The 25,108-nt window shown below is 71.8% G+C and carries 23 protein-coding genes; 13 read left to right on the plus strand and 10 right to left on the minus strand.

The features are described from left to right. The first annotated feature begins 109 nt into the window (after nucleotides 1-109). On the plus strand, nucleotides 110-598 hold the full coding sequence (locus tag JL475_RS19170; RefSeq protein ID WP_202278987.1) for a PaaI family thioesterase: 489 nt from the start codon (nucleotides 110-112) through the stop codon (nucleotides 596-598). Nucleotides 599-794: 196 nt separating this feature from the next. Next, nucleotides 795-1,451 (plus strand): TetR/AcrR family transcriptional regulator, encoded by a 657-nt coding sequence (locus tag JL475_RS19175; protein ID WP_202278989.1) that lies wholly within the window; start codon nucleotides 795-797, stop codon nucleotides 1,449-1,451. Here the strand turns inward: JL475_RS19175 and JL475_RS19180 are convergent. The 9 genes from JL475_RS19180 to JL475_RS19220 all read right to left on the minus strand — a co-directional run bounded on the left by JL475_RS19180 (nucleotide 1,439) and on the right by JL475_RS19220 (nucleotide 10,840). After that, a complete protein-coding gene (locus JL475_RS19180; RefSeq protein WP_202278990.1) occupies nucleotides 1,439-2,008 on the minus strand; it encodes a TetR/AcrR family transcriptional regulator in 570 nt (189 codons plus the stop codon). The genes JL475_RS19175 and JL475_RS19180 overlap by 13 nt on opposite strands. Before the next feature lie 44 nt (nucleotides 2,009-2,052). Beyond that, a complete protein-coding gene (locus JL475_RS19185) occupies nucleotides 2,053-3,204 on the minus strand; it encodes an acyl-CoA dehydrogenase family protein (RefSeq protein ID WP_202278991.1) in 1,152 nt (383 codons plus the stop codon). 91 nt (nucleotides 3,205-3,295) lie between these two features. Beyond that, nucleotides 3,296-4,357, minus strand: coding sequence for an acyl-CoA dehydrogenase family protein (locus JL475_RS19190; RefSeq protein ID WP_202278992.1), 1,062 nt, complete (start codon nucleotides 4,355-4,357; stop codon nucleotides 3,296-3,298). After that, nucleotides 4,357-5,502: an acyl-CoA dehydrogenase family protein gene (locus JL475_RS19195; protein WP_202278993.1), complete on the minus strand. Its 1,146-nt coding sequence runs from the start codon at nucleotides 5,500-5,502 to the stop codon at nucleotides 4,357-4,359. Before JL475_RS19195 ends, JL475_RS19190 begins: the two co-directional genes overlap by 1 nt. A gap of 114 nt (nucleotides 5,503-5,616) precedes the next feature. Further along, nucleotides 5,617-6,531 (minus strand): LLM class flavin-dependent oxidoreductase, encoded by a 915-nt coding sequence (locus tag JL475_RS19200; protein WP_202278994.1) that lies wholly within the window; start codon nucleotides 6,529-6,531, stop codon nucleotides 5,617-5,619. A 25-nt stretch (nucleotides 6,532-6,556) separates the two neighbouring features. Beyond that, complete coding sequence (locus JL475_RS19205) at nucleotides 6,557-6,961, minus strand: hypothetical protein (protein ID WP_202278995.1); 405 nt, start codon at nucleotides 6,959-6,961, stop codon at nucleotides 6,557-6,559. Further along, on the minus strand, nucleotides 6,958-7,962 hold the full coding sequence (locus JL475_RS19210) for a phosphotransferase family protein (RefSeq protein ID WP_202278996.1): 1,005 nt from the start codon (nucleotides 7,960-7,962) through the stop codon (nucleotides 6,958-6,960). The genes JL475_RS19205 and JL475_RS19210 overlap by 4 nt, the downstream gene beginning before the upstream one ends. Nucleotides 7,963-7,966: 4 nt before the next feature. Then, nucleotides 7,967-8,992: a hypothetical protein gene (locus JL475_RS19215; protein WP_202278997.1), complete on the minus strand. Its 1,026-nt coding sequence runs from the start codon at nucleotides 8,990-8,992 to the stop codon at nucleotides 7,967-7,969. A gap of 351 nt (nucleotides 8,993-9,343) precedes the next feature. Then, a complete protein-coding gene (locus JL475_RS19220; RefSeq protein WP_202278998.1) occupies nucleotides 9,344-10,840 on the minus strand; it encodes a carotenoid oxygenase family protein in 1,497 nt (498 codons plus the stop codon). Between the two features lie 250 nt (nucleotides 10,841-11,090). On the opposite strand from JL475_RS19220, the gene JL475_RS19225 reads away from it, so the two are divergent. The 3 genes from JL475_RS19225 (at nucleotide 11,091) to JL475_RS19235 (ending at nucleotide 14,845) form a co-directional block, all read left to right on the plus strand. Continuing rightward, a complete protein-coding gene (locus tag JL475_RS19225; RefSeq protein ID WP_202278999.1) occupies nucleotides 11,091-12,251 on the plus strand; it encodes an acyl-CoA dehydrogenase family protein in 1,161 nt (386 codons plus the stop codon). A gap of 155 nt (nucleotides 12,252-12,406) precedes the next feature. Then, nucleotides 12,407-13,603 (plus strand): CaiB/BaiF CoA-transferase family protein, encoded by a 1,197-nt coding sequence (locus JL475_RS19230; RefSeq protein ID WP_202279001.1) that lies wholly within the window; start codon nucleotides 12,407-12,409, stop codon nucleotides 13,601-13,603. 234 nt (nucleotides 13,604-13,837) lie between these two features. Beyond that, the gene (locus JL475_RS19235; RefSeq protein WP_202279003.1) at nucleotides 13,838-14,845 is read left to right on the plus strand and encodes an NADPH:quinone oxidoreductase family protein; all 1,008 of its coding nucleotides are present in this window, start codon (nucleotides 13,838-13,840) and stop codon (nucleotides 14,843-14,845) included. A gap of 41 nt (nucleotides 14,846-14,886) precedes the next feature. Here JL475_RS19235 and JL475_RS19240 read toward each other — a convergent pair whose 3' ends face one another. Then, nucleotides 14,887-15,657 carry an SDR family NAD(P)-dependent oxidoreductase gene (locus JL475_RS19240; protein WP_202279005.1) on the minus strand — a complete coding sequence of 257 codons (771 nt, stop codon included), beginning with the start codon at nucleotides 15,655-15,657 and terminating at the stop codon, nucleotides 14,887-14,889. A 162-nt stretch (nucleotides 15,658-15,819) separates the two neighbouring features. On the opposite strand from JL475_RS19240, the gene JL475_RS19245 reads away from it, so the two are divergent. From JL475_RS19245 to JL475_RS19280, 8 genes are all read left to right on the plus strand, one after another. Continuing rightward, nucleotides 15,820-16,572 carry an enoyl-CoA hydratase/isomerase family protein gene (locus tag JL475_RS19245; protein WP_202279007.1) on the plus strand — a complete coding sequence of 251 codons (753 nt, stop codon included), beginning with the start codon at nucleotides 15,820-15,822 and terminating at the stop codon, nucleotides 16,570-16,572. Nucleotides 16,573-16,778: 206 nt separating this feature from the next. Next, nucleotides 16,779-17,579, plus strand: a complete 801-nt coding sequence (locus JL475_RS19250) for an electron transfer flavoprotein subunit beta/FixA family protein (protein ID WP_202279008.1) — start codon at nucleotides 16,779-16,781, stop codon at nucleotides 17,577-17,579. Between the two features lie 88 nt (nucleotides 17,580-17,667). Continuing rightward, nucleotides 17,668-18,630, plus strand: a complete 963-nt coding sequence (locus tag JL475_RS19255) for an electron transfer flavoprotein subunit alpha/FixB family protein (RefSeq protein WP_202279010.1) — start codon at nucleotides 17,668-17,670, stop codon at nucleotides 18,628-18,630. Between the two features lie 331 nt (nucleotides 18,631-18,961). Further along, nucleotides 18,962-19,444 carry a hypothetical protein gene (locus JL475_RS19260; RefSeq protein WP_202279012.1) on the plus strand — a complete coding sequence of 161 codons (483 nt, stop codon included), beginning with the start codon at nucleotides 18,962-18,964 and terminating at the stop codon, nucleotides 19,442-19,444. A 364-nt stretch (nucleotides 19,445-19,808) separates the two neighbouring features. Continuing rightward, complete coding sequence (locus JL475_RS19265) at nucleotides 19,809-20,765, plus strand: PDR/VanB family oxidoreductase (RefSeq protein WP_307825105.1); 957 nt, start codon at nucleotides 19,809-19,811, stop codon at nucleotides 20,763-20,765. Between the two features lie 207 nt (nucleotides 20,766-20,972). After that, entirely contained in the window at nucleotides 20,973-22,127 is a 1,155-nt protein-coding gene (locus JL475_RS19270; RefSeq protein WP_202279016.1) for an acyl-CoA dehydrogenase family protein, read from the plus strand. Nucleotides 22,128-22,388: 261 nt separating this feature from the next. After that, the gene (locus tag JL475_RS19275) at nucleotides 22,389-23,354 is read left to right on the plus strand and encodes an LLM class F420-dependent oxidoreductase (RefSeq protein ID WP_202279018.1); all 966 of its coding nucleotides are present in this window, start codon (nucleotides 22,389-22,391) and stop codon (nucleotides 23,352-23,354) included. Between the two features lie 269 nt (nucleotides 23,355-23,623). Next, entirely contained in the window at nucleotides 23,624-25,078 is a 1,455-nt protein-coding gene (locus tag JL475_RS19280; protein ID WP_202279019.1) for an aldehyde dehydrogenase, read from the plus strand. Nucleotides 25,079-25,108: the final 30 nt, after the last annotated feature.

Here is a 25,108-nt window from a genome sequence, read left to right on the forward strand (position 1 = left end):
CGGTGCACCCGGCCGACGCCCCTGCGGGGCCGAGGCGACGCGCGCGGACCCCGGCACCCCGCGGGGGTGGCCGCAAGTGCCGCACCGAACCACGAGCCGGAGGGGAAGCATGCCCGTTGCAGCGTCCGAGGAGTACCCCCTGGTGCCCGTCGAGGCGTCGGACGAGGAGTGGTGCGCGTGGGCGAACACGCTGCCCTTCGCGACCGGTTTCGATGTGCGTTGCCTGCGACTCACCGACGGCGAGGGGGAGTTCGTCGCCAGGAGCAGTCCCATCCCGGTCAACCCCAACGGCGCCGTGCACGGCGGAGTGGTCGCCGCGGCCGTCGACCACGCGCTCGGCGTCACGTGCGTGCGGGCGGTGGACGCGGGTGACGGCATCGCGACGGCCTCGCTCACCGTCGACTACTACCAACCCTGTGACCTGCCCATGGGACTGTCCGTCTCGGTCCGGCGTTCCGGGCGCACCGTGGTCTTCGCGCAGGTGCGGGTGACCGGCTCCGACGGGGTGCTCCGGGCGGAAGCCAGTGGCGTGATGTCGGTGCGCCACAGCCGGGAGGCCCGCCGCGCGCTGGAATACTCACGGGGGCCGAACCGGTGACCGGCGGGGCGGCGCGATGTGCGAGTGTGGCGAGCGGACCGGGGTGGACGCGCTGGAGCGGGCCGGCCGGCCGCGAGGCGCGCGCACCGCGCACGTGCCGCCGACGACGGTGTGACCGGGTGCACGGCGGGAGTCATTGGCGAGACTCGCCGTATCATGGCCGCACCACCCCTTCCAGAAACGGAGAGTCTCCAAAGTGACAGGGTCACGACATCAGGACGCCAACGGCGAGGGAAAGCGGCCGCTCGGGCGGCCGCGTCGGGTGATCGACCCGGATGCGCTGGCCACCACTGTCGCCAAGCTCTATGCGGAGGAGGGGCACGACGGAGTCAGCGTCACCGCGGCGGCGGACCGACTGAACGTCTCACGCGCCACGCTGTACCGCACCTACCCCACCAAGGAACACATCATCGCGGTGCTCTTCGAGCGGAGCACCAAGGAACTCACCGAGGCGGCCGAGAAGATCGTCGCCGGTGAGGACACGGCGAGGGAGAAGCTCGAAGCCCTGATCACGCTCCAGGTCGACGCCGCCGTGCGCATGCGGGGCTACCTGCCCGTCTTCTTCGGTGGCGGTGGGCTGCCCCAGGACTCCTACGAGCGCTGGCGCTCCTTCAGCCGGCACTACGAGAGCCTGTGGGTCAAGGTCCTCAAGGACGCCATGAAGGACGGCCTGCTGGCCGAGGCCGACCCGGTGGTCACCGCCCGACTGCTGCTCGGCCAGTGCCTGTGGGTCTCCCGCTGGTACCGCCCCGGCAGCAAGTACACGCGCAAGGTGATCACGGAAGCCGCGCTCGCCCTGCTGCCGCAGGCCCCGCCCCGGGGGCCCGAGGGGGCCGGACCTCAGGAGTCCTGAGGCCGGTCCGTCTCGAGCGCCTTCAGGCCGGCCCGCGCCATCCGCAGCATCAGCTCGTGCGACCCGGCCGGCCGCCGGGTCTCCGGCGGACGCAGGGCCTCCGCCAGCAGCATCGTCTGGACGGCCCTGGAGGCGATCAGCAGTTCCTCGCGGGAGCGGCCGGGATAGCTGCGGTCGAGGCAGTCCACCCACCGGTCCGAGAAGCGGCGCAGGCGTCGCACGTGCTCCCCCCGGTAGGGGTCCGCCAGCGAACGCTGCTCCCTGACCCAGATCGCCGCCAGCATCTCGTGACTCGTCGCCAGCTCGATGAAGCCGCGCAGCAGGCACTCGAGCTCCTCGTGCGGATCGTCGCCGGGCCTGCCGGAGCGGACGAGGAGCTCGTCCAGCACCCGGCTGAAGAGCGCGGCCAGGATCTCGTCCTTGCCGGAGAAGTAGCGGTAGATCGCCGAACCACTGGTCCCGGCCGCCCTGCCGATGTCGTCGACCCCGACGCCGTCGAAGCTGCGCTCGAAGAACAGGCGTTCAGCTGCCAGCAGGATCTCTTGATGACGGGGCATGGCGGAGATTCTACGAGACGCCCGTGCCGGACCGCCCGCCGCGCTCACAGGCCGAGCGACTTGGCGATGATGGACTTCATGACCTCCGAGGTACCGCCGAAGATGCGGGTGACGCGCGCGTCCGCGTACAGGCCGGCGATCGGGTACTCGTTGATGTAGCCGTAACCGCCGTGCACCTGGAGGCACTTGTCGACGACACGCTGCTGCATCTCCGAGACGAACAGCTTCGCCCGCGCGGCGTCCGCGGGGGTGAGCGTGCCGCGGTCGAGCGCCTCGATCGACTGGTCCACCAGCGCCTGCCCCGCCGCGATCTCGGTGGCGCACTCGGCCAGGACGAACTTGGTGTTCTGGAAATCCTGCAGACGCCTGCCGAACACGCTCCGCTCCTGGGCGTACGAGGTGGCCAGTTCCAGCGCCCGCACGGCCGAAGCCATTCCCGCGACGGCGATTGTCAGCCGTTCCTGAGCCAGGTTGTGGGCCAGGTACCCGAAGGCGTTCCCCTCTCCCCCCAGCAGGTCCTCCACCGGGACCCGGACGTCGGTGAAGGACAGCTCCATGGTGTCCTGCGCGCGCAGACCGATCTTGTCCAGCTTGCGGCCCACCTCGAAGCCGGGGCTGCGGGTGTCCACGACCAGGATCGAGAGCCCCGCGCGCCTGTCGTCCTCGGTGGCCGGCGCGGTCCGGCACACCACCAGCACCCGGTCCGCGTTGGCGCCCCCGGTGATGAACGTCTTCGCCCCGTTGAGGACGTAGTGGTCGCCGTCGCGACGCGCCGTGGTCCGGACACCGGCGACGTCCGAACCCGTACCGGGCTCGGTGATCGCCAGGGCCAGCACCAGCTCGCCGCGGGCGACGGCCGGCAGCCATCTGCTCCGCTGCTCCGGCGAGCAGTAGCGCAGCAGGTAGGGCAGGCAGACCTCCGAGTGCACCCGCAGGGAGCCGAGGTTGGCGTCGCCGAGGATCGTCTCCTCGATGAACACCGCGTTGAACTTGTAGCTCGTCGCGCCGGCCCCGCCGTACTCCTCCGGCACCTGGAGCCCCACCAGGCCCTGGCGGGCCGCCTTGGTGTACAGCTCCCGGTCCACCAGTCCGCGTTCGGCCCACTCCTGGTAGTACGGCTGGATCTCACGCTCCACGAAGGTGCGCACCGAGGCGCGGAAGGCGTCGTGGTCCTCGTCGAAGAGTGTGCGTCTCACAAGTGTGCTCCTCGTGTTCTCGCCGGTCGCCCGGCATTGCGTAGGGGGTCCTGGGGCGTGCGGCGACGGGCTCGTTCGCGTCGGTACGCTGTCATGACAGGGGAGCGACGCGCTCCCACAGACCGGCACTGCCGGCCCGCACCGCGGACTCGGTCAGCCGGACGTCCCACTCGCGCATCGAGCCGAAGTCGGCGCGCCAGGCCAGGACCGGCTTGGTCAACCGGTGCAGCGGGTGCTCCGCGGTCGTCCCGATCGCACCCAGCACCTGGTGGGCCGAGCGGACCACCAGGGACGAGGCGTGCCCGACACCCGAGCGGGCGACGGCGACCAGGAACCGGGTGTGCTCGTCGTCCCATCCGCGCACCATCACCGACTGCGCGGCGGCGTTCGTCGCGGCCCGCGCCAGGGACACCTCGGCGGCGATCCCGACGACCAGGTGCTGGACGGCCTGGAAACGGCCGACGGGACGTCCGAACTGCACCCGCTCGTTCGCGTACGCGACCACCAGGTCGAGCGCGGCCTCCATGGCCCCGGTCATCTGCGCGCAGCGCGCGAGGCTCCCGCGCAGCGTGTACCGCTCCGCCACCTCCGGATCCACCACGGCACCCGCCCGCAGCGCCCGCAGGGGGAACCGGACGTGCGCGCGCGGCAGCCCCGACAGGTCGTCCCGCGCGGTCACCGCCAGGTCCTCGCCCGCCAGGTCCGCGACCCGCCACACCCGGTCGGACGGGTCGTGCCACAGGGCGACGACACCGTCCGTCCGCCCGGCCCAGGGCACCGAGAGGGCCAGCCCGTCGGCGTCCGGGTGGGCCGCGGTGCGGATGCCGGCGGGGGCCGGCAGCCCGGCCTCGGCGAGGAGCCAGGCGGCGAGCAGATCGTGCTCGGCGAGGGGGACCGCGGCACCCGCTCCCGCGGCGAGTCCGAGCAGCGCCGTCGAGTCGAGGAGGGTCCCTCCACTGCCGCCGTGCTCCTCGCCCGTCGACAGCAGGGTGAACCCGAGCCGGTCGAGCCGTTCCCACAGCGCGCGGTCGAGATCGCTCCGCGCCGCGGGCACGGTCGCGGACCGGTGCTTGTCCATGAGCTCGGTGAAGATCTCGACGAGGTCGGGATCGGCGGTGAGCTCCGTCGTCAGTCTGCCTTCGGGTCCAGTCATCAGCGCAGCCCCAGTCCGCGGGCGACGACGCCCGTGAGAATCTCGTTCGTGCCGCCCCGCAGCGTGTACCCGGGACGTTGCAGGAGCGCCGCGTCCAGCAGCACGCGCACCCCCTCGTCCAACCCGCCGTTGGCGGCGAGCGTGGCCACGTACTCGGCGATGTCGCCCTCGGTGGTCGTGCCCAGCAGCTTCACCACGGCCGCCGCGGTGTCCGCGTCCTGCCGTGCCTCCAGCGCGTTCGAGACCGCCAACGACATCTGCCGCAGCGCGGCGACGCGACCGACCAGACGGCCGAGCTGCGGGTCCTGCGGCAGCGCGCCGCTCTCGACGCACCCGGTCGCGGCCGCCAGCAGCGCCCAGGTGGACAGGATCCGCTCGGGACCGCTGCGCTCGTAGCCGAGTTCGGAGGTCACCTGGAGCCAGCCGTCGCCCGCCTGCCCCAGCACGAGGTCGTCGGGGACGAAGACGTCGTCGAGGTGCACCTCGTTGAAGTGGTGCTCGCCGCTCATGGAGACGATCGGCGCGACGGTGACGCCGTCCGAGCCGAGGTCGACGAGGAACTGGCTGAGCCCCGCGTGCCTGGCCCGCTCGTCGAGCGGGGCACTGCGTGCGAGCACGATGAACCAGTCGGCCTGGTGCGCGCCCGAGGTCCACACCTTGGTGCCGGTGAGGCGCCAGCCCCCCTCGCACCGGGTCGCCCGGGTCTGGACGCTGGCCAGGTCCGACCCGGACTCCGGCTCGGACATGCCGATGCCGAAGAGCACCTCGCCCCGACTGATCCGGGGCAGGAACGTCTGCTTGACCTGCTCGCTCCCGAACCGCAGGAGCGACGGGCCGACCTGGCGTTCGGCGATCCAGTGCGCGGCAACGGGCGCGCCCGAGGCCAGGAGTTCCTCCGTCACGACGAAGCGTTCCAGGAACGTCCGGCCCTGTCCGCCGTACTCCTTCGGGACGACCATCCCGAGCCATCCCCGCCGGCCCAGCTCGCGGGTGAACTCGCGGTCCCAGCTCGTGAGCCACGTGTCCACGCGGGGAACGAACGTTCCCGCGGCGGCCTGCTCGGCCGTGAACGCACGTACCTCGGCGCGCAGGGACCGCAGCAGCGGGCCCTCGCCCACGACCGGGGGAACGAGTGGATTTCGCATGTCGACCTCCCGTCACATGTGTTGTAGGGAGCGGTGCGCGACGCTGTTCGGCGAGCGGCGTCGCGCACCGCGTTTTCCGAGCGTTCCGGGTACCGGAGCCGGGCGCGGGAAGGGTCAGAGCCTTCCGGCCTCGGGCAGTACCCGCTCGGTGAGTGTGTCGATGATCCGCCTGCGGTCCGCGGCGTCGGAGGCCGCGACCTGGAACAGGACGTGCTCGACACCGGCCCGCGCGTACTCCGCCAGCCGCTCCAGCACCCGGTCGGGTGAGCCGAGCAGGAGATAGCGGTCCGCCAGACCCGAGAAGTCCTGGTCATAGGTGGTGCTCACCGCCGCCGTACCGGTGGCGCGCGCCCAGGCGTCGTCCTCGTCGACGGCCGTCCAGGCCAGGAGCGCCCCGCTCAGCGGGCGGGGGTCGCGGCCCTGTGCCGCCGCGTGGTCGCGCACCTTCTCCAGCCCGTCGCGCACCCGGGCCGGATCGAGCAGGTACGGCATCCACACGTCGGCCCACCGTCCGGCGCGGCGCAGCGCTCCTTCGCCCCGGCCGCCCATCCAGACGGGTGGGCCGTCGTGCTGTGCGGGCGCCGGCCGGAGGGTGACGCCGTCGAGTGCGGTGAACTCGCCGTCGAAGGTGACGGGCCTGCCGGGGCCGAGCCGCCGGAGGAGTGCGAGCGCCTCGTCCAATCGACGGAAACGCTCGTTCACGTCCACCCCGACCGCCGTGAACTCGGCCGGGTACTCCCCGCCGGCACCCACTCCGAGATCGAGTCGGCCCCCGCTGACCACGTCGAGCGCCGCGGTCAGCTTCGCGAAGAGCGCGCCCGGGTAGACGGGGGCGAGGGCGATCGAGGTGACCAGCCGGACCCGGCTCGTCGCCCCCGCCGCGGCGGCCAGGGCGACGAACGCGTTGGGCGTGGGGCCGTGGAAGAAGACGTGCTCGCCGCAGCCGACGAAGTCGAAGCCCGCCTCCTCGGCGCGCCTGGCTTCGTCGGCCGTGTCGGCCAGCCCGCTGATGCTCAGTCCGATCCGCATGGCCTCGGGTCCCTGCTTCCGTGGATCACTCGAGTGTGGCCATGGCGTCCCGGCACACCCACCGCATGTCGTCCTTGGCGAGGGTGGACTCGATCCGCGCGACCTCGGCCGTCATCTCGCGGGCCCGGGGTTCGTCCTGCCCGGCCACCGCCCGGACCACGGCGTCGCGGGCGTGCCGGTTGGCGACCCGGGGGTCGCCGTCGTCACCGGTGGGGCGGGATGCGCCCCAGGAGTCGAGGAGCGTCTCGAGGGCCGCGTTGTCGCGGACCACGGGATCGCCTTCCAGGATCCGCTGCCGGAGTTCGGACATGACGTGCGCGGCGGCGATCACCTGCACCTTCGCGTAGGGGTCCGTGACGGCGGGGGCGATGTTCTCCAGGAGGGACCTGTGCACCGCGTCGATGAGCTCCTCGGTCCTCATCCAGATCATCGAGTGCCTCCCTCGGCTCCGGAAGCCAGTGCGTCGGTGAGTTTGACCATCGCCGGCTCCACGGCGGTGGAGGCGTTGGCGACGGAGAGCAGCCGCAGGTCCGAGGTGGTCCCCCGGGCCAGCGCGGCGGCCGAGGCCATGCCCACGTACACCACCTTGACGAGTTCGACGAGCTGCCAGAACAGGATGCGCCGGGGGTCGATCTCGTAGCCGGTCAGCTCGGTGTACCGCTCGGCCGCCGGGCCGTTGATCCTGCACCAGCCGGCGAGGGCCTTGTTGCGGGTGAAGGCGACATCGGCGAGGGGATCGCCGATGAACGAACGTTCCCAGTCCAGGACGCCGGTGATCTCGCCGTCCTTCCAGAGCAGGTTCGACAGCCGGTAGTCACCGTGCACGAGGGCTCGGGGGTACTCGGTCGGCGCGTGCTCCTCCAGGACGTCCAGCACCCGGCGGAGGATGGGCCGAGGAGACAGCTCCACCTCGGCGAATCGCTTCCGCCAGTGACGGACCTCGTCGCCGGCCCCGGTGCCCACCCCGCCCGGCCCGCAGGGCAGGCCCTCGACGGGCAGGGTGTGGACCCGGGCCAGCATCTCCGTGAACCGGTCCAGGACCGCCTCACGGCTTCCCGCCTCCTCGAACCGCGCCGAGGAGTGCACGAAGGCCTCCCCGGTGACGAACTCCGCGACGACGAACGGACGGTCGAGGACGTCCGGGTCGGATTCGTGCAGGTGCACCCGCGGGACGGGGACGTTCGAGTCGGCCAGGGACCGGTAGACGTCGGCCTCGAAGCCGATGTCGTAGGGAGCCAGCGGACCACCCGTCGGCTCACGGCGCAGGATGAGCCGGCCCGGCCCGTCCGCCGTCCTCGTGGTGACGGTGTACGTCTCGAAGGAGAGCCCGCCGGAAAGGCGGTCCACGGAGACGACTTCGCGCACCTCGAGTTCGGGCAGACGGGTCAGGACGACCTCCCGCACGCGCTCGGTGAAGCGGGACTCGCTCATGGGATCATGCCTGCCAGCGCGGGCGGGGCGGGATGACGCTGTACTCGCACACGCCGACGCCGCGCTCGCCGGTCTCCTCGACCTCGAAGGCCACGAAGGGCTCGTAGCAGTCGAAGCGGTTCTCGAGGTCGTTCTCGCCGCGGTCCCACAGCTTGATCGTGCCGAAGTGGTCGGTCGTGCGGACGTTGAGGACCTCGCCGTCGGCCAGCTCGATCCGGTACCCGAAGGACGACTGGGTCCGCAGGTCGCCCACGACGGGGACCATCTCGGCCGACTTGACCTCGCGGGAGCCGTCCTTGTCGGAGACGAAGCCGGCCACGACCGGCTCCTGGTCGCCGGAGGTCTTGGTGGCGGTGATGCCCATGAGGCTGATGTGGCGCTCGGGCAGCGAGATCGAGGGCCAGAAGTGGGCCTGGCGGTCGGGGCGCTGGGAGTCGGCCCACGGGGACTCCTCGGAGAACCGGGTGGACCAGCTGCGGTCGCGGAAGCCGAAGGAGTCGATCTGGCGCACGTCGCCGCGGTTGGGACCGTGCCGGAGCTCGACGGTGCCGGTGACGGCCAGCGCCTGCTCCCAGTGACCGCCGTGCACGACGGCGGTCTTGCCGACGTTCTTCATCGGGTCGCGCTCGAAGTTGTCGTAGTTGAACGCCTGGAAGCGACCGGTGAAGGTCAGGTCGAAGGCGAACCGGGTGCCGTCGAGGCGGATGCGGATCTCCTCGAAGGGCCGCACGACCTCGTACGAGATGCGCTCGTCACCGAAGGAGGTGATGCCGCCCTGGCCGGCGTCGAAGGGGATCTTGTTGCCGTACCACTGGTGCTCGCCGTCGATGATGTAGAAGGCGGTCAGGCGGGCGTACCCCTTGTTGGTGAGGTGGAAGTGGTTGACGCCGTGGACGTTCGCCTCGGGGTCGACCACGCTGACCCAGAACGTGTCGCCCCACAGCCCGTCGAATCCGGGAGGACAGAGGTGGGTGCCTTCGTCCGCGGGGGTCAGGCCTTCAGGAATCAACGCCGACATGATCTGTCCCATCTTTGTGAGTCACTGAATCTCAATAGTATGTGCTGGTTGCCCCGGGGTCAACGGTCTGTGTGGACTCGAGGCCTCTCGGTGACGAGCACCGGGGGAGCGCTGGGGGAGCGCTGGGGCGGCCCGTCGGACGGGCCCGCGGAGGGGCCGTCGGGGCGCCGGGCGGTACGCGGCGGTGGGTGCCGGTCCGGGCCGGTCCTGGCCGCGTCGAGGGGCGGTCGGGGTTCCGCGGCGCGTTCGCCGCCGGGGCGAGGCGGGTACCGGAGGAGGGTCGGGGCCGCGTTGCGGCCGCGTCCGAGGCCGGGGGCGTGCCGCCGGTCGCCTCACGGCCGGCCGGACGCACTCGGGGTTGCGTCAGCGGAAGTCGGACCAGTGGCCGTGCGGGGTCCAGCCGAGGGCGAAGGGCAGGTCGATGGTGCAGACCGGGCCCTTGGTGATGTCGTCGGTGTCGAAGATGAGGTACTGGCCGCGCTTGTCGGCCCACCAGGAGACGGGGACGATGATGTAGCCGTCGCCCTCCGGGGAGTCCGGGCGCCTCGGCGCGAACGTGGCCTCGAGCACCGCGGCCGGCTCACCCTCGCGGATCTGGTGGACCTGCTCGCTCATGGTGCGCATGTTCGTCACCACGAGGCTGTTCATCGACATGCCCTTGCGCTTGACGACGCCGCCGACCTGGAAGCCGAACTGGTAGCCCTTGCCGTAGAACCGCTCGTCCACCTTGGGTAGTTCGCTCGGGCGGTCCGAGAGCTGCTCGCTCGAGGTCGCGCCGGTGGCGAGGTCGATGGTCCAGCGCCCCAGGAAACTCTTGGCGACGGAGAAGAACAGTGCGACCTCCTCGCCCACCTTGAGGTCCTGCTCGAAGGGGAAGGGCGGCCGGTTGAAGACGGGGGCGTCCAGCGTGAGCTTGCCGTTCTCCACGTTGGCCGACATCGTGTGCATGACGTACTGCGGGGGCAGGTCCGTCTTGATCCATCTGATCTTGCCCTGGATGTCGTTCCTCGGGATGAGCGCGATGACGATCGGAAGCGTCTCGTCCCACCCCCAGATGCCCACCTGCCGCTCGCGGACCTGCTCCTGCGAGATGGTGAAGGGCTGGAAGGGCATCACCATCCATTCCGGGGTGAGCCAGATGTCGTGCGCCACCGTGTTGTACGGGGCGTCGTGCAGGTCGCGGGTCTCGACCTGGCCGTCCGGGCTGATGACGTGGATCGTCACGTAGGGGGCGACGTCCCGGTAGTTCCAGCCGTACAGGGTGCCCGTCTCGTGGTCCCACTTGGGGTGGGCGGCGAGGTCGGCGTCGCCGAACGCGGTGGGCAGGTGCACGCCCGCGCTGAGCTTCGAGGACCAGGGCACGATGCCCTTGGTGTCGAGCGTGATCGGGTCCAGGGCGATCGGGGGGCCGCCCTGTTCGCTGAGCGCGACGACCTCGCCCGCGAAGGGGAAGATGTTGATGTTGTTCGTGCCCTGCGGGACTCCGCAGGTGAGCGCGTCCCGGGTCACGTCCCCGTAGGCGAAGTCGCGCCAGTCGCCGAAACCGCTGTCGAGCCACTCGAAGACGCCGTGCTGCCGGCCCTCCTCGAGCACGTACTTGGGGGTGCGGATCCAGCGGTTGCGGAAGTCGGCCCGGCCGTTGTCCAGGATCAGTCCCTGGACCATGCCGTCCATGCTGAGCAGCGGGTTGGTGCCCTGCTTGGTCGGACGCTTCCAGGTGGGACCGGTGCGGTAGAACCCCCCGGACAGTTCCTTGGGAATCTCACCCTGGCTGACGATGCATTCCTCGACGGTCGCTTCGAAGCGCATGGGCGCGAAGGGCCCTTTGAACGCGACCTCGTCCGGAAGCGGGTACCCCATGGCGTACCTCCAGGCTGTGACGGCGGTGCCATGGACGGGCACCACCGTCCATGTGGACTGTGGTGCGGCGAGGCTAACACCGCGTTTTGCGAGACGTAAACGATCGTTCCGAAAATTCTTCAGACCTGTAGGCCGCAGCGCCCTTGGCTGGTAGCTTCAAGGAACCGACCCCACCCACCCTCGAGTGAATGGTCGTTCTCACCCCCAGATTCGTGTCGCGATCGGTCATGCCGCGGCAACAGGAGGCGCCTTGACTACCCATGCGTTCACCGGCGAGCAGCGGGACTTCGTGGAAGCCGTGCGGGACTTCTGCCGGCGCGAGTGCGGAACCCGTGAGCAGCGCGATGCCCTCACCGACGGAGGCGAGGAGCAGCACAACGCGGAGCTGTACGCCAAACTCGCCGCGGTCGGCTACGTGGGCGTCTCCGTGCCCGAGGAGTACGGCGGCAGCGGCGGGGGCCTGATCGATCAGGTTCTGGCCTTCGAGGAGTTGTGGCGAGGCCTGGCGCCGGTCCACGGCATGGGCCCCTCGCACACCGTCGCCGGGGTCTACAAGCGGTTCGGCACCGAGGCCCAGAAGGCGGCCGCGCTCGGCGCGATCTGCGAGGGCAAGGTCTACTCCATCAGCATCTCCGAGCCGGAGGCCGGCTCGGACGCGGCGGCCATCACCTGCCAGGCCGACCGGGTGGAGGGCGGCTACCGCATCACCGGGCAGAAGACCTGGTGCTCCGACGCCCAGCACGCCACCGCGCTCCTGCTCGTCGCCCGCACCTCCCGCGAGGAGCGGCGGCACGACGGGCTGACCATGTTCGAGGTCCCGGCCGACGCGCCGGGAGTGGTCGTCCGCCCCATCCCGACCCTGGGCGGCAGCGAGGTCAACGACGTCTTCTTCGACGACGTGTTCGTGCCCGACGAAGCGGTCGTCGGCACCGTGGGCGGGGCCTGGCGTCAGCTGATGGCCTGCCTGAACGGCGAGCGCATCGTGTGCGCCGCCCAGCAACTGGGCATGGCCCGACGTACGTTGGACGATCTCCTCGCCTACGTCCGGGAGCGCCGCCAGTTCGGGGCCCCGGTGGGCAGCTTCCAGGCGGTGAGTCACCGCATCGCCGATCTGGCGATCGAGGTGGAGGCCACCCGGACACTGGTGCACGACGTGACGCGGCGGGTCGCCGAGGGGATCGGCACGGAGGAGGAGCGGGTGCGCGCCACCTCCATGGCCAAGGTCAAGTCGACCGAGACCGCCAAGCGGGTGGCGCTCGAGGGGGTGCAGCTCATGGGGGGCTACGGCTACAGCATGGAGTTCGAGATGCAGCGGCACCTGCGGCTGAGCATCGCCCCGACCATCTACGCCGGGACGAACGAGATCCAGCGGGACATCATCGCGGGCACGCTCGGACTGCGGAACCGCTGACCGCACCGGGCGCATCCCGCCGACGGCACCGGCCGGAGACGGCCGAGCGCACCGGGCGCATCCCGCCGACCGCACCGGCCGGAGACGGCCGGCCGTGCCGCGCGGCGGCCACCGCCCATCTACACCTGGACAGGCAGGAGAGGAAAGCTGACGTGATGCCAGAGGAAAACGACGAGGAAGAGAACGCCCGGCCGACCGGTCCGCTCGCCGGGATCACCGTGGTCGAACTCGCCGGGATCGGGCCGATCCCCCACGCGGGCATGCTGCTCGCGGACATGGGGGCGGACGTCATCTGCGTGGAGCGGGCGGGGCCGCCGATCAGTTGGGTGGCCCCCACCAAGGACGTCCTGAGACGCAACCGGCGCTCGATCGTGGTCGACCTGCGGACCCCCGAGGGCCTCGGCGTGGTCGAGAAGCTGGTCGCCCGCGCCGACGTCCTCCTCGAGGGCCACCGCCCCGGGGTCACCGAGCGCCTGGGCATCGGGCCTGAGAGGTGCCACGAGCTGAACCCGGCGCTCGTCTACGGCCGGATGACCGGGTGGGGCCAGTCCGGTCCGCTGGCCTCGCGCGCCGGCCACGACATCGGGTACGTCGCCGTGACGGGGGCGCTCACCCCGGGCCCCGAGGGGACCCGCCCCTTCCCGCCCGCCAACCTGCTCGGCGACTTCGGCGGGGGAGCCACCTACCTCGTCATGGGTGTCCTGGCCGCCCTGCTGGAGGCGGGCCGATCGGGCCGGGGGCAGGTGGTCGACGCGTCGATCGTCGACGGCGCGGCTTCGCTCACCTCCATCCTGCACGGTCTGATGGCCTCCGATCTGTGGACCGACAGGCGGGGCGCCAACCGGCTGGACGGCGCGGCCCCGTGGTACGACACGTACGGCACCAGCGACGAGAAGTTCGTCGCCGTGGGTGCCCTGGAGCCGAAGTTCTACGCGGAACTCCTCCAGGTCCTCGGCCTCGAGGGGAAGGTGCCCGACCGCTCCGACGTCTCCGCCTGGCCGGCGATCCGCTCGGCCTTCGCCGAGGTGTTCGGGTCGGAGCCCCAGAGCCACTGGACCGAGCTCTTCATGGACAGCGACGCGTGCGTCGCTCCGGTGCTGTCGCTCACGGAGGCACGCGAACACCCGCACCTGCGGGAGCGTGAGGTGTTCATCGAGGTGGGCGGCGTCTCCCAACCGGCCCCCGCCCCGCGCTTCTCCCGGACGCCGTCCGGCACGCCCCGCGCGCCCCGGGAGAGGGGTGCCCACACGCGGGAGATCCTTGAGTCGTTCGGGATCGCGGAGGTCGACGAGCTGCTGCGGGACGGGATCGTCTTCGAGTCGTCGACCGAGGCCACGAACCCCGAGGGCTGAGGCCGCGAGGCCCGGGGCCGCGCGTGCGCGACCCCGGGCCGACCCGGCGCGGGACGTGCCGGGCAGAAGGGCAGAAGGGGTCCTGCGGGTCCGGCGCCGCCGGACCCGCAAGACCGCCGGGCGGCCGGACCGACGCGTACGACGGGGTACCGGGCGCCCGGCCCGCCCGAGGCGAATCGATCACGGCGCGCGCCGTTCGGGCACGTGCCGACCACTTCGGAAGGGGCACGCCCGATGCGAGCCGTAGTCGCCCGAACCCGGGATCCGCACACCTTCGCCGTCGAGGAGGTGGACGAGCGCGAGCCGGGCCCGCACGAGGTGGCGGTCTCGGTCACGCTGGCCGGCGTCAGCTTCGGGGACGTCCTCATCGCCACCGGCCGGTACCAGATCGTCCCGGAGCCGCCGTTCGTCCCGGGCTCGGAGGGGATCGGCGTCGTCACCTCGGTCGGGCCGGGGGTCACCTCGGTGGCCCCGGGCGACAAGGTGATGTTCTACGGATTCGTGCCCGGCCCGCTCCGACGGCGCTCCACCGTCGGCACGTTCGCCGAACGGGCGATCGTTCCCTGCGCCAACCTCGTCCGCCAGCCGGCGGGGATGTCCGACGCGGCCGCGGTCCTGTTCCGCACCAGCTTCGAGACCGCCTTCCACGCCCTGACCCTGGGCCGTGTCGAGCCCGGTGAAACGGTGCTGGTGCTCGGGGCGGGCGGCGCGATCGGGGGTGCGGCCGTGCGACTCGGCAAAGCGCTCGGCGCGAAGGTCATCGCCTCCGCCTCGACCGCGGCCAAGCGCGAGGCGGCGCTCGCCGCGGGGGCCGACCACGTCGTCGACAGCCGGTCCCTCCGGTGGCGCGAGGAGGTCGAGGCGCTCGCCGGGGGCGGGTTGGACGTCGTCGTGGACCCCGTCGGGGGCGAAGCCACGGAACTGGCGGTGCGGAGCCTGCGTTTCGGCGGCCGCTGCCTCGTCGTGGGGTTCGCGGCCGGGACCGTCCCCCGGATCCCGGCCAATCTGCTGATCATGAAGGCGGCGTCGCTGGTCGGCGTCAACCTCCTGCGCTTCAACGAGGAGTTCCCCGACCGGGCCCGTGCCATGGTCGAGGAACTCCTCGTGCTCGTCGAGCAGGGCAGGGTGAGTCCGCCCACCGCGTACGAGGAGTTCGGGCTCGGGGACGTGGCCGAGGTGCTGACACGAGCCGGCGAACGCGGGGCGAACACCCGGCTCGTGATCAACCCCTCCCTGCCGTGACCGTGGCCGGGCCCGTGACCGCGGGCCCGGCACCGTAGCGGTCAGGAGGGCAGCGTCGGCATGACGTTGCTCATCCCGCCGTCGACCGGCAGCATGGCGCCGGTGATGTAGGAACTGGCCTCCGAGGCGAGCAGCACCAGCGCGCCCGCCGCGTCCTCGGCGGTGCCGGCGCGCTTGACCGGCAGTCCGGCGGCGAGCGCGTCGACGGCGGCCGGGGAGTACTCGCCGACGAACGAGTCCGTCGCGACGACCCCCATGAGCAGCGCGTTCACCGTGATCCCGCGGCGGCCGAACTCGGCGGCGCTCGACTTCGTGAACGAGTTGAGCGCGGCCTTCGAGGCGGCGTACGCGCTCTGCCCCAGGGCGCCGAGCAGGGACGACGGGGAGGTGACGTTGATGATCCGCCCGTATCCGTTCTCGCTCATCAGCCGGGCGGCGTGCCGGCTGCACCGGAAGACGCCGGTGAGGTTGGTGTCGATCGTTCTCACCCAGGTCTCCTCGGGCATCTTCGCGATCGATCCGGACGGGTAGATGCCCGCGTTGTTGACGAGGATGTCCAGGCGTCCGCCCCACTCCTTGACCGCCGCCATGACGCGCTGCACGTCCTCCTCGGACGTCACGTCCCCGGGGACCGCGAGGGCGCGTCCACCCTTGTCCGTGATGGCCGTCACGGTCTCGGCGAGCTGCTCGGCACGGCGGCCCATGACCGCGACCGACGCACCGCTCTCGGCGAGGATGCGGGCGAAGTCCCGCCCGATGCCGCTGCCGGCACCGGTGACGAGGGCGACGCGTGAACTGAGGTTGATCTCCACTGATACTCCTGCACTCGGGCGGCCATGGCTGTCCTCCGGCCATGGTGTCTTATGAGACGAGGTGTGTCTATAGTGGGCCGGGACGATCGCCCGCACCGTATGAGGTCGCGCACCGAGGCGGGTGCTGAACATGCCGACAGCGCGGCAGCCCAGGAGGAAACCGTGTCCGACGAGCCGGCAGTCCTGACCACGAAGCGAGGGCGCACGGCGGTTCTCGAACTCAACCGCCCCCGGCGGCGCAACGCCCTGGACCTCCAGGACCGGCGCGAGCTCATCGCCGCGCTCGACGCCGCCGCGCAGGACCCCGACGTCGTCGCCGTCGTGCTCACCGGTGCGGGGCCGATGTTCTCCGCGGGCGGTGACATCAGGAGCATGCCGACCGATCCGGAGGTCGCCCGGGTGCGCCTGTGTGTGCTGACCGAACTCGTCAACAGGCTGGTCGGGGGGCCCAAGCCGATCATCAGCGCGGTCGAGGGAGGGGCGTTCGGCCTCGGTCTCTCGCTGGTCGCGGCCACCGACTTCGTCGTATCGAGTCGGGACGCGCGGTTCGCCGCCTCGTTCGGCAGGCTCGGTCTCGTCCCCGACACCGGTCTCTTCTGGACGCTGCCGCGGCGCATCGGCGCGGCGCGCGCCAAGGAACTGATGCTGCTGGCGAACGACTTCACCGCCGAGGAAGCCGACGCGATGGGGCTCGTCACCGAACTCGTCGATCCGGGCAGCGCGGTGGACCGCGCGCTCGACCTGGCCGAACGTCTGGGGCAGGGGTCGCCGGCGATGTATGCCGAGACCAAGGGGATCTTCGCTCAGCCGGAGCAGGACCTGGCGTCCGTGCTGGAGAGCGAGGCGGAGGCACAGGTACGGATGCTGGCCACGGACTACTTCAGCGAGGCGCAGGAGAGGTTCCTCAAGCGCTGAGGTCCGTCGGTACGGATGCAGGGCCCGCGGACCTGGAACGGCGTCGGCGTGATCGCCCCGGAGGCGATCGCGCGAGAGGTGCGCAGGTTCGCGCAACCCCCGGATTCACGCGGTGCGCACCGCTCCGGGGACACAACGGATGGTCGGTTGCCGCACGCGGGTATCGGCCCGGACGGGCGGCGCGCGTCGAACGTGGGAGAGGGAACGTGAGCTTGAGGATCGTTGTCACAGTGAAGTACGTGCCCGACGCCACGGGCGACCGGCACTTCGCCGATGACCTGACCGTCGACCGCGACGACGTGGACGGTCTGCTCTCCGAGCTGGACGAGTACGCGGTCGAGCAGGCGCTGCAGATCTCGGAAGACCGTCGGGACAAGGGCGACGACGACGTGGAGGTCACCGTGCTGACGGTGGGCCCGGAGGACGCCAAGGACGCGCTGCGCAAGGCGCTGTCCATGGGCGCCGACAAGGCGATCCACGTCGAGGACGACGATCTGCACGGTACCGACGCGATCGGTACGTCGCTGGTGCTGGCCAAGGCGATCGAGAAGGCCGGCTACGACCTGGTCGTCTCCGGTATGGCCTCGACGGACGGTGTGATGGGCGTGGTGCCGGCGCTGCTGGCGGAGCGTCTGGGTGTGCCGCAGGTGACGCTGCTGTCCGAGGTCTCGGTGGAGGGTGGCACGGTCAAGGGCCGCCGCGACGGGGACGCCGCTTCGGAGCAGTTGGAGGCGTCGCTGCCGGCGGTGGTGTCGGTGACCGACCAGTCGGGTGAGGCGCGGTACCCCTCGTTCAAGGGGATCATGGCGGCGAAGAAGAAGCCGGTTCAGTCCTGGGACCTGTCCGACCTGGGCCTGGAGACCGAGGAGGTCGGTCTGGAGGGCGCGTACACGGTGGTCGACTCCGCGACCGAGCGTCCGGCGCGTACCGCGGGCACGGTCGTCAAGGACGAGGGCGAGGGCGGCAAGCAGCTCGCCGCCTTCCTCGCGGAGCGCAAGTTCGTGTGAGGGGCTCGCGGGTCAGAAGTTCATCTGAGTCCGCGGCTCGTCTCGCTCCCCTTCCCTGATCCCTCGCAAGCTGGAGAGAAGAAGTCCCATGGCTGAAGTTCTCGTCTTCGTCGACCACGCGGACGGTGCGGTCCGCAAGCCCACTCTGGAGCTGTTGACGCTGGCGCGTCGTCTCGGTGAGCCGGTCGCGGTCACGGTGGGTGCCGGTGCCGCCGGTACCGCTGGTGTGTTGGCCGAGCACGGTGCGGTCAAGGTCCTCACCCACGAGGCAGCCGAGTACGCCGATTACCTGGTGGTGCCGAAGGTCGACGCGTTGCAGGCCGCGGTGGCGGCGGTGTCGCCGGTGGCGGTGTTGGTGTCGTCGTCGGCGGAGGGCAAGGAGATTGCGGCGCGTCTGGCGCTGCGGATCGGTTCCGGTGTCATCACCGACGCGGTCGACGTGGAGGCCGGTGAGCAGGGTCCGGTGGCCACGCAGTCGGTGTTCGCGGCCGGGTTCACCACCAAGTCCCGTGTATCCAAGGGTGTTGCGGTGATCACGGTGAAGCCGAACAGTGCCGCGGTGGAGACGGCCCCGGCGGCGGGCGCGGTCGAGGAACTGGCGGTGTCGTTCTCCGCGCAGGCGACCGGCACCAAGGTCGTGGCGCGGACGCCGCGTGAGTCGACGGGTCGTCCGGAGCTGACCGAGGCGGCCGTGGTGGTCTCCGGTGGTCGTGGTGTGGGTGGCGCGGAGAGCTTCGCGGTCATCGAGGCGCTGGCGGACTCGCTGGGCGCGGCGGTGGGTGCCTCGCGTGCGGCGGTCGACGCGGGGTGGTACCCGCACACCGCGCAGGTGGGCCAGACCGGCAAGAGCGTGTCGCCGCAGCTGTACGTCGCCACCGGCATCTCCGGTGCGATCCAGCACCGGGCGGGCATGCAGACCTCGAAGACGATCGTGGCGATCAACAAGGACGCCGAAGCCCCGATCTTCGACCTCGTCGACTACGGCGTCGTCGGCGACCTCTTCGACGTCGTACCCCAGCTCACCGAGGAGATCAAGACCCGCAAGGGCTGACCTCGGGAGTGCGTGTGCGGGCGTCTCCGGTCACCGGCCGGCGGCGCCCACACGCATGACACGGCCCGTGCCCGCGCCGGGCGCGTTCCCGAGGCGCGGGGCGGATCCCCGCGTGCCGCCGGGCAGGGTCCCGTCGTACGACAGCCCCTTGCCCGAGGTCGGGGGCACGGCGCATGATGCCCGACAGGAGCGGCGCGAGCGACGTGCGGGGCATGCCGCCGTGAGTGGCCGGGGGAGGAGCGCTCCCCCCGTCCTGGCACGCCCCCGCTCCCGAGGCCGTCGACGGGAGCGGACGCATGGACCGGGGGCCGGCGCCACGGAACGGGCCGAGGTGCCGCGCACGCGCGTGTCGGCGCCGTGGCCCCGGCATCTCGCCGCAGCGCATCTGAGCGGACTCCTGCTGCTGTGCACGTTCCTCGTTCCCCCGACCTGGCTGCTGGACGCCGCGTACGCGACCGCGCCCGGGGACGCGACGGCCGACGCACCCTTCACCCTCCTGTTCGCGGTGCCCCTGTTCTGCGTGGCGCTCCATCTGCTGGCGCAGATCCCGGCGGGCCTCGCGGGGGTCCGACTGGGACGGAACCGTTCCTCGCGGGTGCGGTACGGGTACGCGCTCCTGGTGGTCGTGCCCGCGAGCCTGCTGCTCTGCCTCGTCCTCTTCGGGAACTCTCCCGGCGGCGTCCTGCCCGCCTGGGGCGACGCCGTCGCACGCCTCGCGATCGGCCTGCTCGGACACATGTGGGTCGTACGCTCCTCCGGCGGTCGACTGCGCGACACGCGCACCGCCGGGACGGGGTTCTTCCGACGCGGGTGAAGCCCGCCGATCATCCGGCGGCCCTGCCCCCGACCGGCTTCCCGACCGCCGTCGCCGGGCCGGGGCGGCTGAGGCTTCTCGCAGCCGAACCCCGGATTCGCCCCTACGCCCTTCAGGAAATCCTGCTGCCGTGAGGCTGCGCCTGCTGGCGGGCAGGTGCCGCACGTCTCCGTCGTGCTGCCATCCCTTTCTCCCGCACCCCTGTTGAGCTGTGACTCCCTTGTCCTCGGCTGCTCCGGAGGCGTGCGTGGACCTTCTTCGAAAAGAGGGGTGGCGGTGGATCAAGGATGGAGTTAATCTACAGGCATAAGGTTATTTGGTTGCGGCGGACGGAAGGTCCGCGACTGCTTGAGAGGTGAGAGCGGTGCCGGCGAACGAGAGTGTGCACGAGCTGGTCGTCCGACGGCGTGACCAGGTGGCCCAGGACGTGGTGCGTCTGACCCTGGCGCGGCCCGACGGCGGCGACGTGCCGACGTGGGAGCCGGGCGCGCACCTCGACCTGCTTCTCGACGACGACCTGGTCCGTCAGTACTCCCTGTGCGGCGACGAGTCGGACCGGTCGCAACTCCAGGTGGCGGTCCTGCGTGAGCCGGCCGGTCGCGGCGGCTCGGCGCACGTGCACGACCGGCTGGCCGAAGGGGACGTGGTGCGGGTGCGCGGCCCCCGCAACAACTTCGCCCTCGTGGACAGCCCGGAGTACCTCTTCGTCGCCGGCGGCATCGGGATCACCCCGCTGCTGCCCATGATCCGCCGCGCGGAGGCGGCCGGAGCCCGCTGGACCCTGCTGTACGGCGGGCGGACGCGCTCCAGCATGGCCTTCCTCGACGTGCTCGCCGAGCAGCCCGGCGACCGGGTGCGCGTCCAGCCGCAGGACGAGTGCGGACTGCTGGACCTGGAGTCGGTGCTGGGGGAGCCGCGGGACGACGTCGCGGTGTACTGCTGCGGACCGGAACCGCTGCTGGCGGCGGTGGAGAAGCTCACCGCGTCCTGGCCGGAGGGGAGCCTGCACCTGGAGCGCTTCGCCCCCAAGGAGTTCGAGGACGCCTCCGAGCCGGGGAGCTTCGTGGTGAAGTTGGCCCGCTCCGGCACCACGCTGACCGTGCCCGCCGACCGCTCCCTCGCCGACGTGCTGGACGACGCGGGGGCCGGGCTGACCACCTCCTGCCGCGAGGGCACCTGCGGCACCTGCGAGACCCCGGTGCTGGAGGGGCGTCCCGACCACCGTGACTCCCTGCTCTCCGAGAAGGAGCGGCAGGAGGGCAGGACGATGATGCCGTGCGTCTCCCGCTGCCTCTCCGCGACCCTGGTGCTCGACCTGTGAGCGGCGGGGTGGTCCGGCGCCCGGCGACCCCCGCGGGCGCCGAGGGACCCACCGGCCGCCCGACGCCGTCCCCACGTCCGGGACCTTCCGCCCGGACGGCCCGCCCCCTTCCGCCGCGACACCGCGGTCGTCCTTCCCCGCCCACGCGGACCGAGGTCGCTCGGTCGATCCGCGCGGTGCCCACCTTGCCCCGAACGAGGAGAACCGATGGACACTGACCTTTTCGAGCCCGACCACGAGGCGTACCGCGAGACCGCGCGGTCCTTCGTCCATCGGGAGGTCGTGCCGAACATGCAGCGCTGGGACGAGGAGCGCTGCGTGGACCGGGAGACCTGGAAGAAGGCGGGCCGCGCCGGACTGGTGGGCCTCTCGGTGCCGGAGCGCTTCGGCGGCGCGGGAGAGCCCGACTTCCGCTACCGCGTGGTGCTGTGCGAGGAGATCGCCCGCGTCGGCGCTTCCTCGCTGCAGTCCTCCTTCAGCACCAACGACGACATCGTCCTCGGATACCTGCTGAACCTCGCGACGGAGGAGCAGCAGGAGCGGTGGCTGCCCGGCTTCGTCACCGGGGAGACCGTCGGGGCGATCGCGATGAGCGAACCCGCGGCCGGAAGCGACCTGCGGGGCATCACCACCACCGCCGTCCGCGACGGCGACCACTGGGTGCTCAACGGCTCCAAGACCTTCATCACCAACGGCATCCTGGCCGACCTGATCGTGCTCGTGGCGCGGACCGACCCGGACGCCGGCAGCAAGGGCTACAGCCTCTTCGTGGTGGAGCGCGACACCCCCGGCTTCACCCGCGGGCGCAAGCTGGACAAGGTCGGCCTGCAGGCGCAGGACACCGCGGAGCTGTTCTTCGAGAACGCCCGCGTCCCGGCCGCCAACCTGCTCGGCCCGGTCGGCAGCGGCCTGGCCTCCCTGATGCAGAACCTGCCCCGCGAGCGCCTGGGCATCGCGGTGGCCGCGCAGAGCTCGGCGGAGGCGGCGTTCCGCTGGACCCTCGACTACGTCCGTGAGCGGCAGGCGTTCGGCAAGGCGATCGCGGAGTTTCAGAGCGTCGGCTTCACCCTGGCCGAGCTGCGCACCAGCATCGAGGTGAGCCGCGCCTACCTGGACCGCTGCGTCAGGGCCGTCAACGCCGGAACGCTGAGCGCGGTGGACGCCGCCAAGGCCAAGTGGTGGGCCACCGACATGCAGTGGAAGGTCATCGACGCCGGTGTCCAACTGCACGGCGGCTACGGCTACATGAAGGAGTACCCGATCGCCCAGGCGTTCATGGACGCCCGCATCCAGCGGATCTACGGCGGCACGAACGAGATCATGAAGGAGATCATCAGCCGCGATCTGGTGCGCAACTCCTGACCATCGGCGCGACCGCGGGCCACAACCCCTCGCCGTCCGCGCGCGATCGACCCGATCGCGCGCGGACGGGGGCCCGCGGTACGGCGTCGAGGAACCTCCGGCGGGCACGTGCGGGTGCCCGCCGGAGCCGGACCGGGCGGGACGGCGCAAGGGGCGCCGTCCGCCGGACGGACGACACGCGGCGGCAAGGCGACGGCCGGGCGCGGTGACGGGCGAAGGCCCGCACCGACGGCCGGGGCGACGACACACGACGGAGCGGGCATGACGAAGCGTTGGGGCATCACACTCCCGGTGGCGGGACTCTCGATCGCGGACCAGAAGGAGTTGGTCGCCTCCCTGCCCGACCTGGGCTACACCGACGTCTGGTCGGCGGAGGCGGACGAGACCGACGCCTTCACCCCGTTGGCGCTGGCCTCCGCCTGGGCGCCCCGGCTCCGGCTGGGCACCGCGATCGTGCCGGTCTTCACCCGGGGGCCCGCCACGCTGGCGATGAGCGCCGCGACCCTGGCCGCGGCCGCGCCGGGACGGTTCGCCCTGGGCGTGGGCACCTCCTCCGACGTCATCGTCGAACACTGGAACGACATCCCCTTCGAGGAGCCCTACAAGCGGGTCCGGGACACCGTGCGCTTCCTGCGCGCCGCCCTGCGCGGAGAGCGGGTGGACGAGACCTACGAGACCTTCGCGGTCCGGGGCTTCACCGCCCGGCTCGTCCCCGAGGAGCCGCCGCCGGTGCTGATCGCCGCGCTGCGCCCCGGCATGCTGCGGCTGGCCGGCCGGGAGGGGGACGGGGCGATCGTCAACTGGCTCTCCGCGCGCGACGTGCGCACGATCGCGCCTTACGTGCGCGAGCGCGACCCGGCCAAGGAGATCGTCGCGCGGATCTTCGTGATGCCCGGCGCGGACCCCGAGACGGCCCGCGCCCTGGGCCGAAGGATGATCACCGCCTACCTCAACGTCCCGGTCTACCGGGCCTTCCACGAGTGGCTGGGCCGCGATGATGTCCTGGGACCGATGTGGCGGGCCTGGGGTGAGGGGGACCGCCGGGCGGCGCTGCGCGCGGTGCCCGACGAGGTGGTGGACGAACTGGTGATCCACGGCCCCGCCGAGCACTGCCGGGAGCGGATCGGTGAGTACGTCGACAACGGGGTCACCACGCCCGTGATCCACCTCGTGGGGGACCCGCAGGACCCCGTGCGCGCCGTGCGTGACCTGGCCCCCGACGGCTGAGCGGGTGCGGGTGCCGGGCCGGGCCTCGCGGGCGACGGACCCGCGCAGGGGCTGGCACCGGAACCCCCGCGCCCCTATGATTATCTATAGCCATTAGTTTAATGAAGGCAGGCTGCCCTTGCGCTTCGGCGCCCGTCGCCGTTCTCGCGAGCCTGCCGCGCACCCGCGCCGCCGCGCGCCCCTGGAGCCCGTCACCCCTGCCCGTCAGGGAGCCGGCACGTCCCGGCGGAACGGCCCACCCAACGAGGCGGAAGAAACGAGGGAACTCCATGGAACTGGACCGACGGCAACTCTTCATCGGCGGACGGTGGACCGAGCCGGCCGACGGGAGCGGCCAGGACGTCATCGAGGCCGCCACCGGCAAGGTGCTCGGCCGGACCGCGATGGCCTCCGCCGCGGACGTGGACGCCGCCGTGGCGGCCGCCCGCACCGCACTCGCCGGCCCGTGGGGGAGCATGCCCGCCCAGGAGCGGGCGGACCTGCTGGACCGCTTCGCCGCCGCGCTGAAGGCCCGCGGACGCGAGATCGCCCCGCTGGTCAGCCGCGAGAACGGGATGCCCCTGTCGCTCTCGATCCCGGTCAACGGGTTCAGCGCCTCGATGACCGTCGCCTACTACGCGCGACTGCTGCGCGAACTGCCCGAGACGGACGTGCGGCCGAGCCTCATCGGGGAGACCGTCGTGCGCCGCGAGCCGGTGGGCGTCGTCGGCGCCATCACGCCCTGGAACTACCCGCAGTCACTGGCCGCCATGAAGATCGGACCCGCACTGGCGGCCGGCTGCACGGTGGTCCTCAAGCCGGCCCCCGAGACCGCGCTGGACGCCTTCTACTTCGCCGACGCCGCACAGGAGGCCGGACTCCCGCCCGGCGTCCTGAACGTGCTGCCGGGCGGCCGCGAGGCCGGGGAACAGCTCGTCTCCCACCCGGGCGTCGACAAGATCGCCTTCACCGGTTCCACGGCGGCGGGCCGCGCCATCGGCGAACAGTGCGGACGACTGCTGCGCCCGGTCACCCTCGAACTGGGCGGCAAGTCCGCCGCGATCCTCGCCGAGGACGCCGACCTGGCCGCCTTCACCGCCGCACTGCTGGACGTCAGCCTCACCAACAACGGCCAGACCTGCCACGCCAGCACCCGCATCCTGGCCCCCGCCGCCCGCTACGAGGAGATCGTCGACGCGGTCACCGACACCGTCCGCGCCCTGCGCGTCGGCGACCCGCTCGACAGGGCGACCGAGGTCGGCCCGCTCGTCAGCGCCGCCCAGCGGGACCGCGTGCGCGGCTACGTCGACCTCGGCGTGCGCGAGGGCGCCCGACTCACCACCGGCGGCTCGGCACCCGTCGACGGCCTGACGGACGGCTGGTTCGTACGGCCCACCGTCCTGGCCGACGTGGACAACGACTGGCGGGTGGCGCGCGAGGAGATCTTCGGCCCCGTGCTGTGCGTGATCCGCTACGAGGACGAGGACCACGCCGTCGCCCTCGCCAACGACTCCGACTACGGACTCGGCGGCACGGTCTGGACGGCCGACCTGGACCACGGCATGGACCTCGCGGCCCGCATCCGCACCGGCACCATCGGCGTCAACCAGTACGGCGTCGACCTCCAGGCCCCCTTCGGCGGCGTGAAGGCCAGCGGTCTGGGACGCGAGATGGGCCCGGAGGGGCTGGCCCCCTACCACTCCCTGAAGTCGGTCTACCGACCCGCGCAGGCCGCGACCGCCTGAGCCCGGCGCACGGGCCGCACCGGCGACAGC

The organism is Streptomyces sp. M2CJ-2, from assembly GCF_016757295.1.
Taxonomy (GTDB): domain Bacteria; phylum Actinomycetota; class Actinomycetes; order Streptomycetales; family Streptomycetaceae; genus Streptomyces.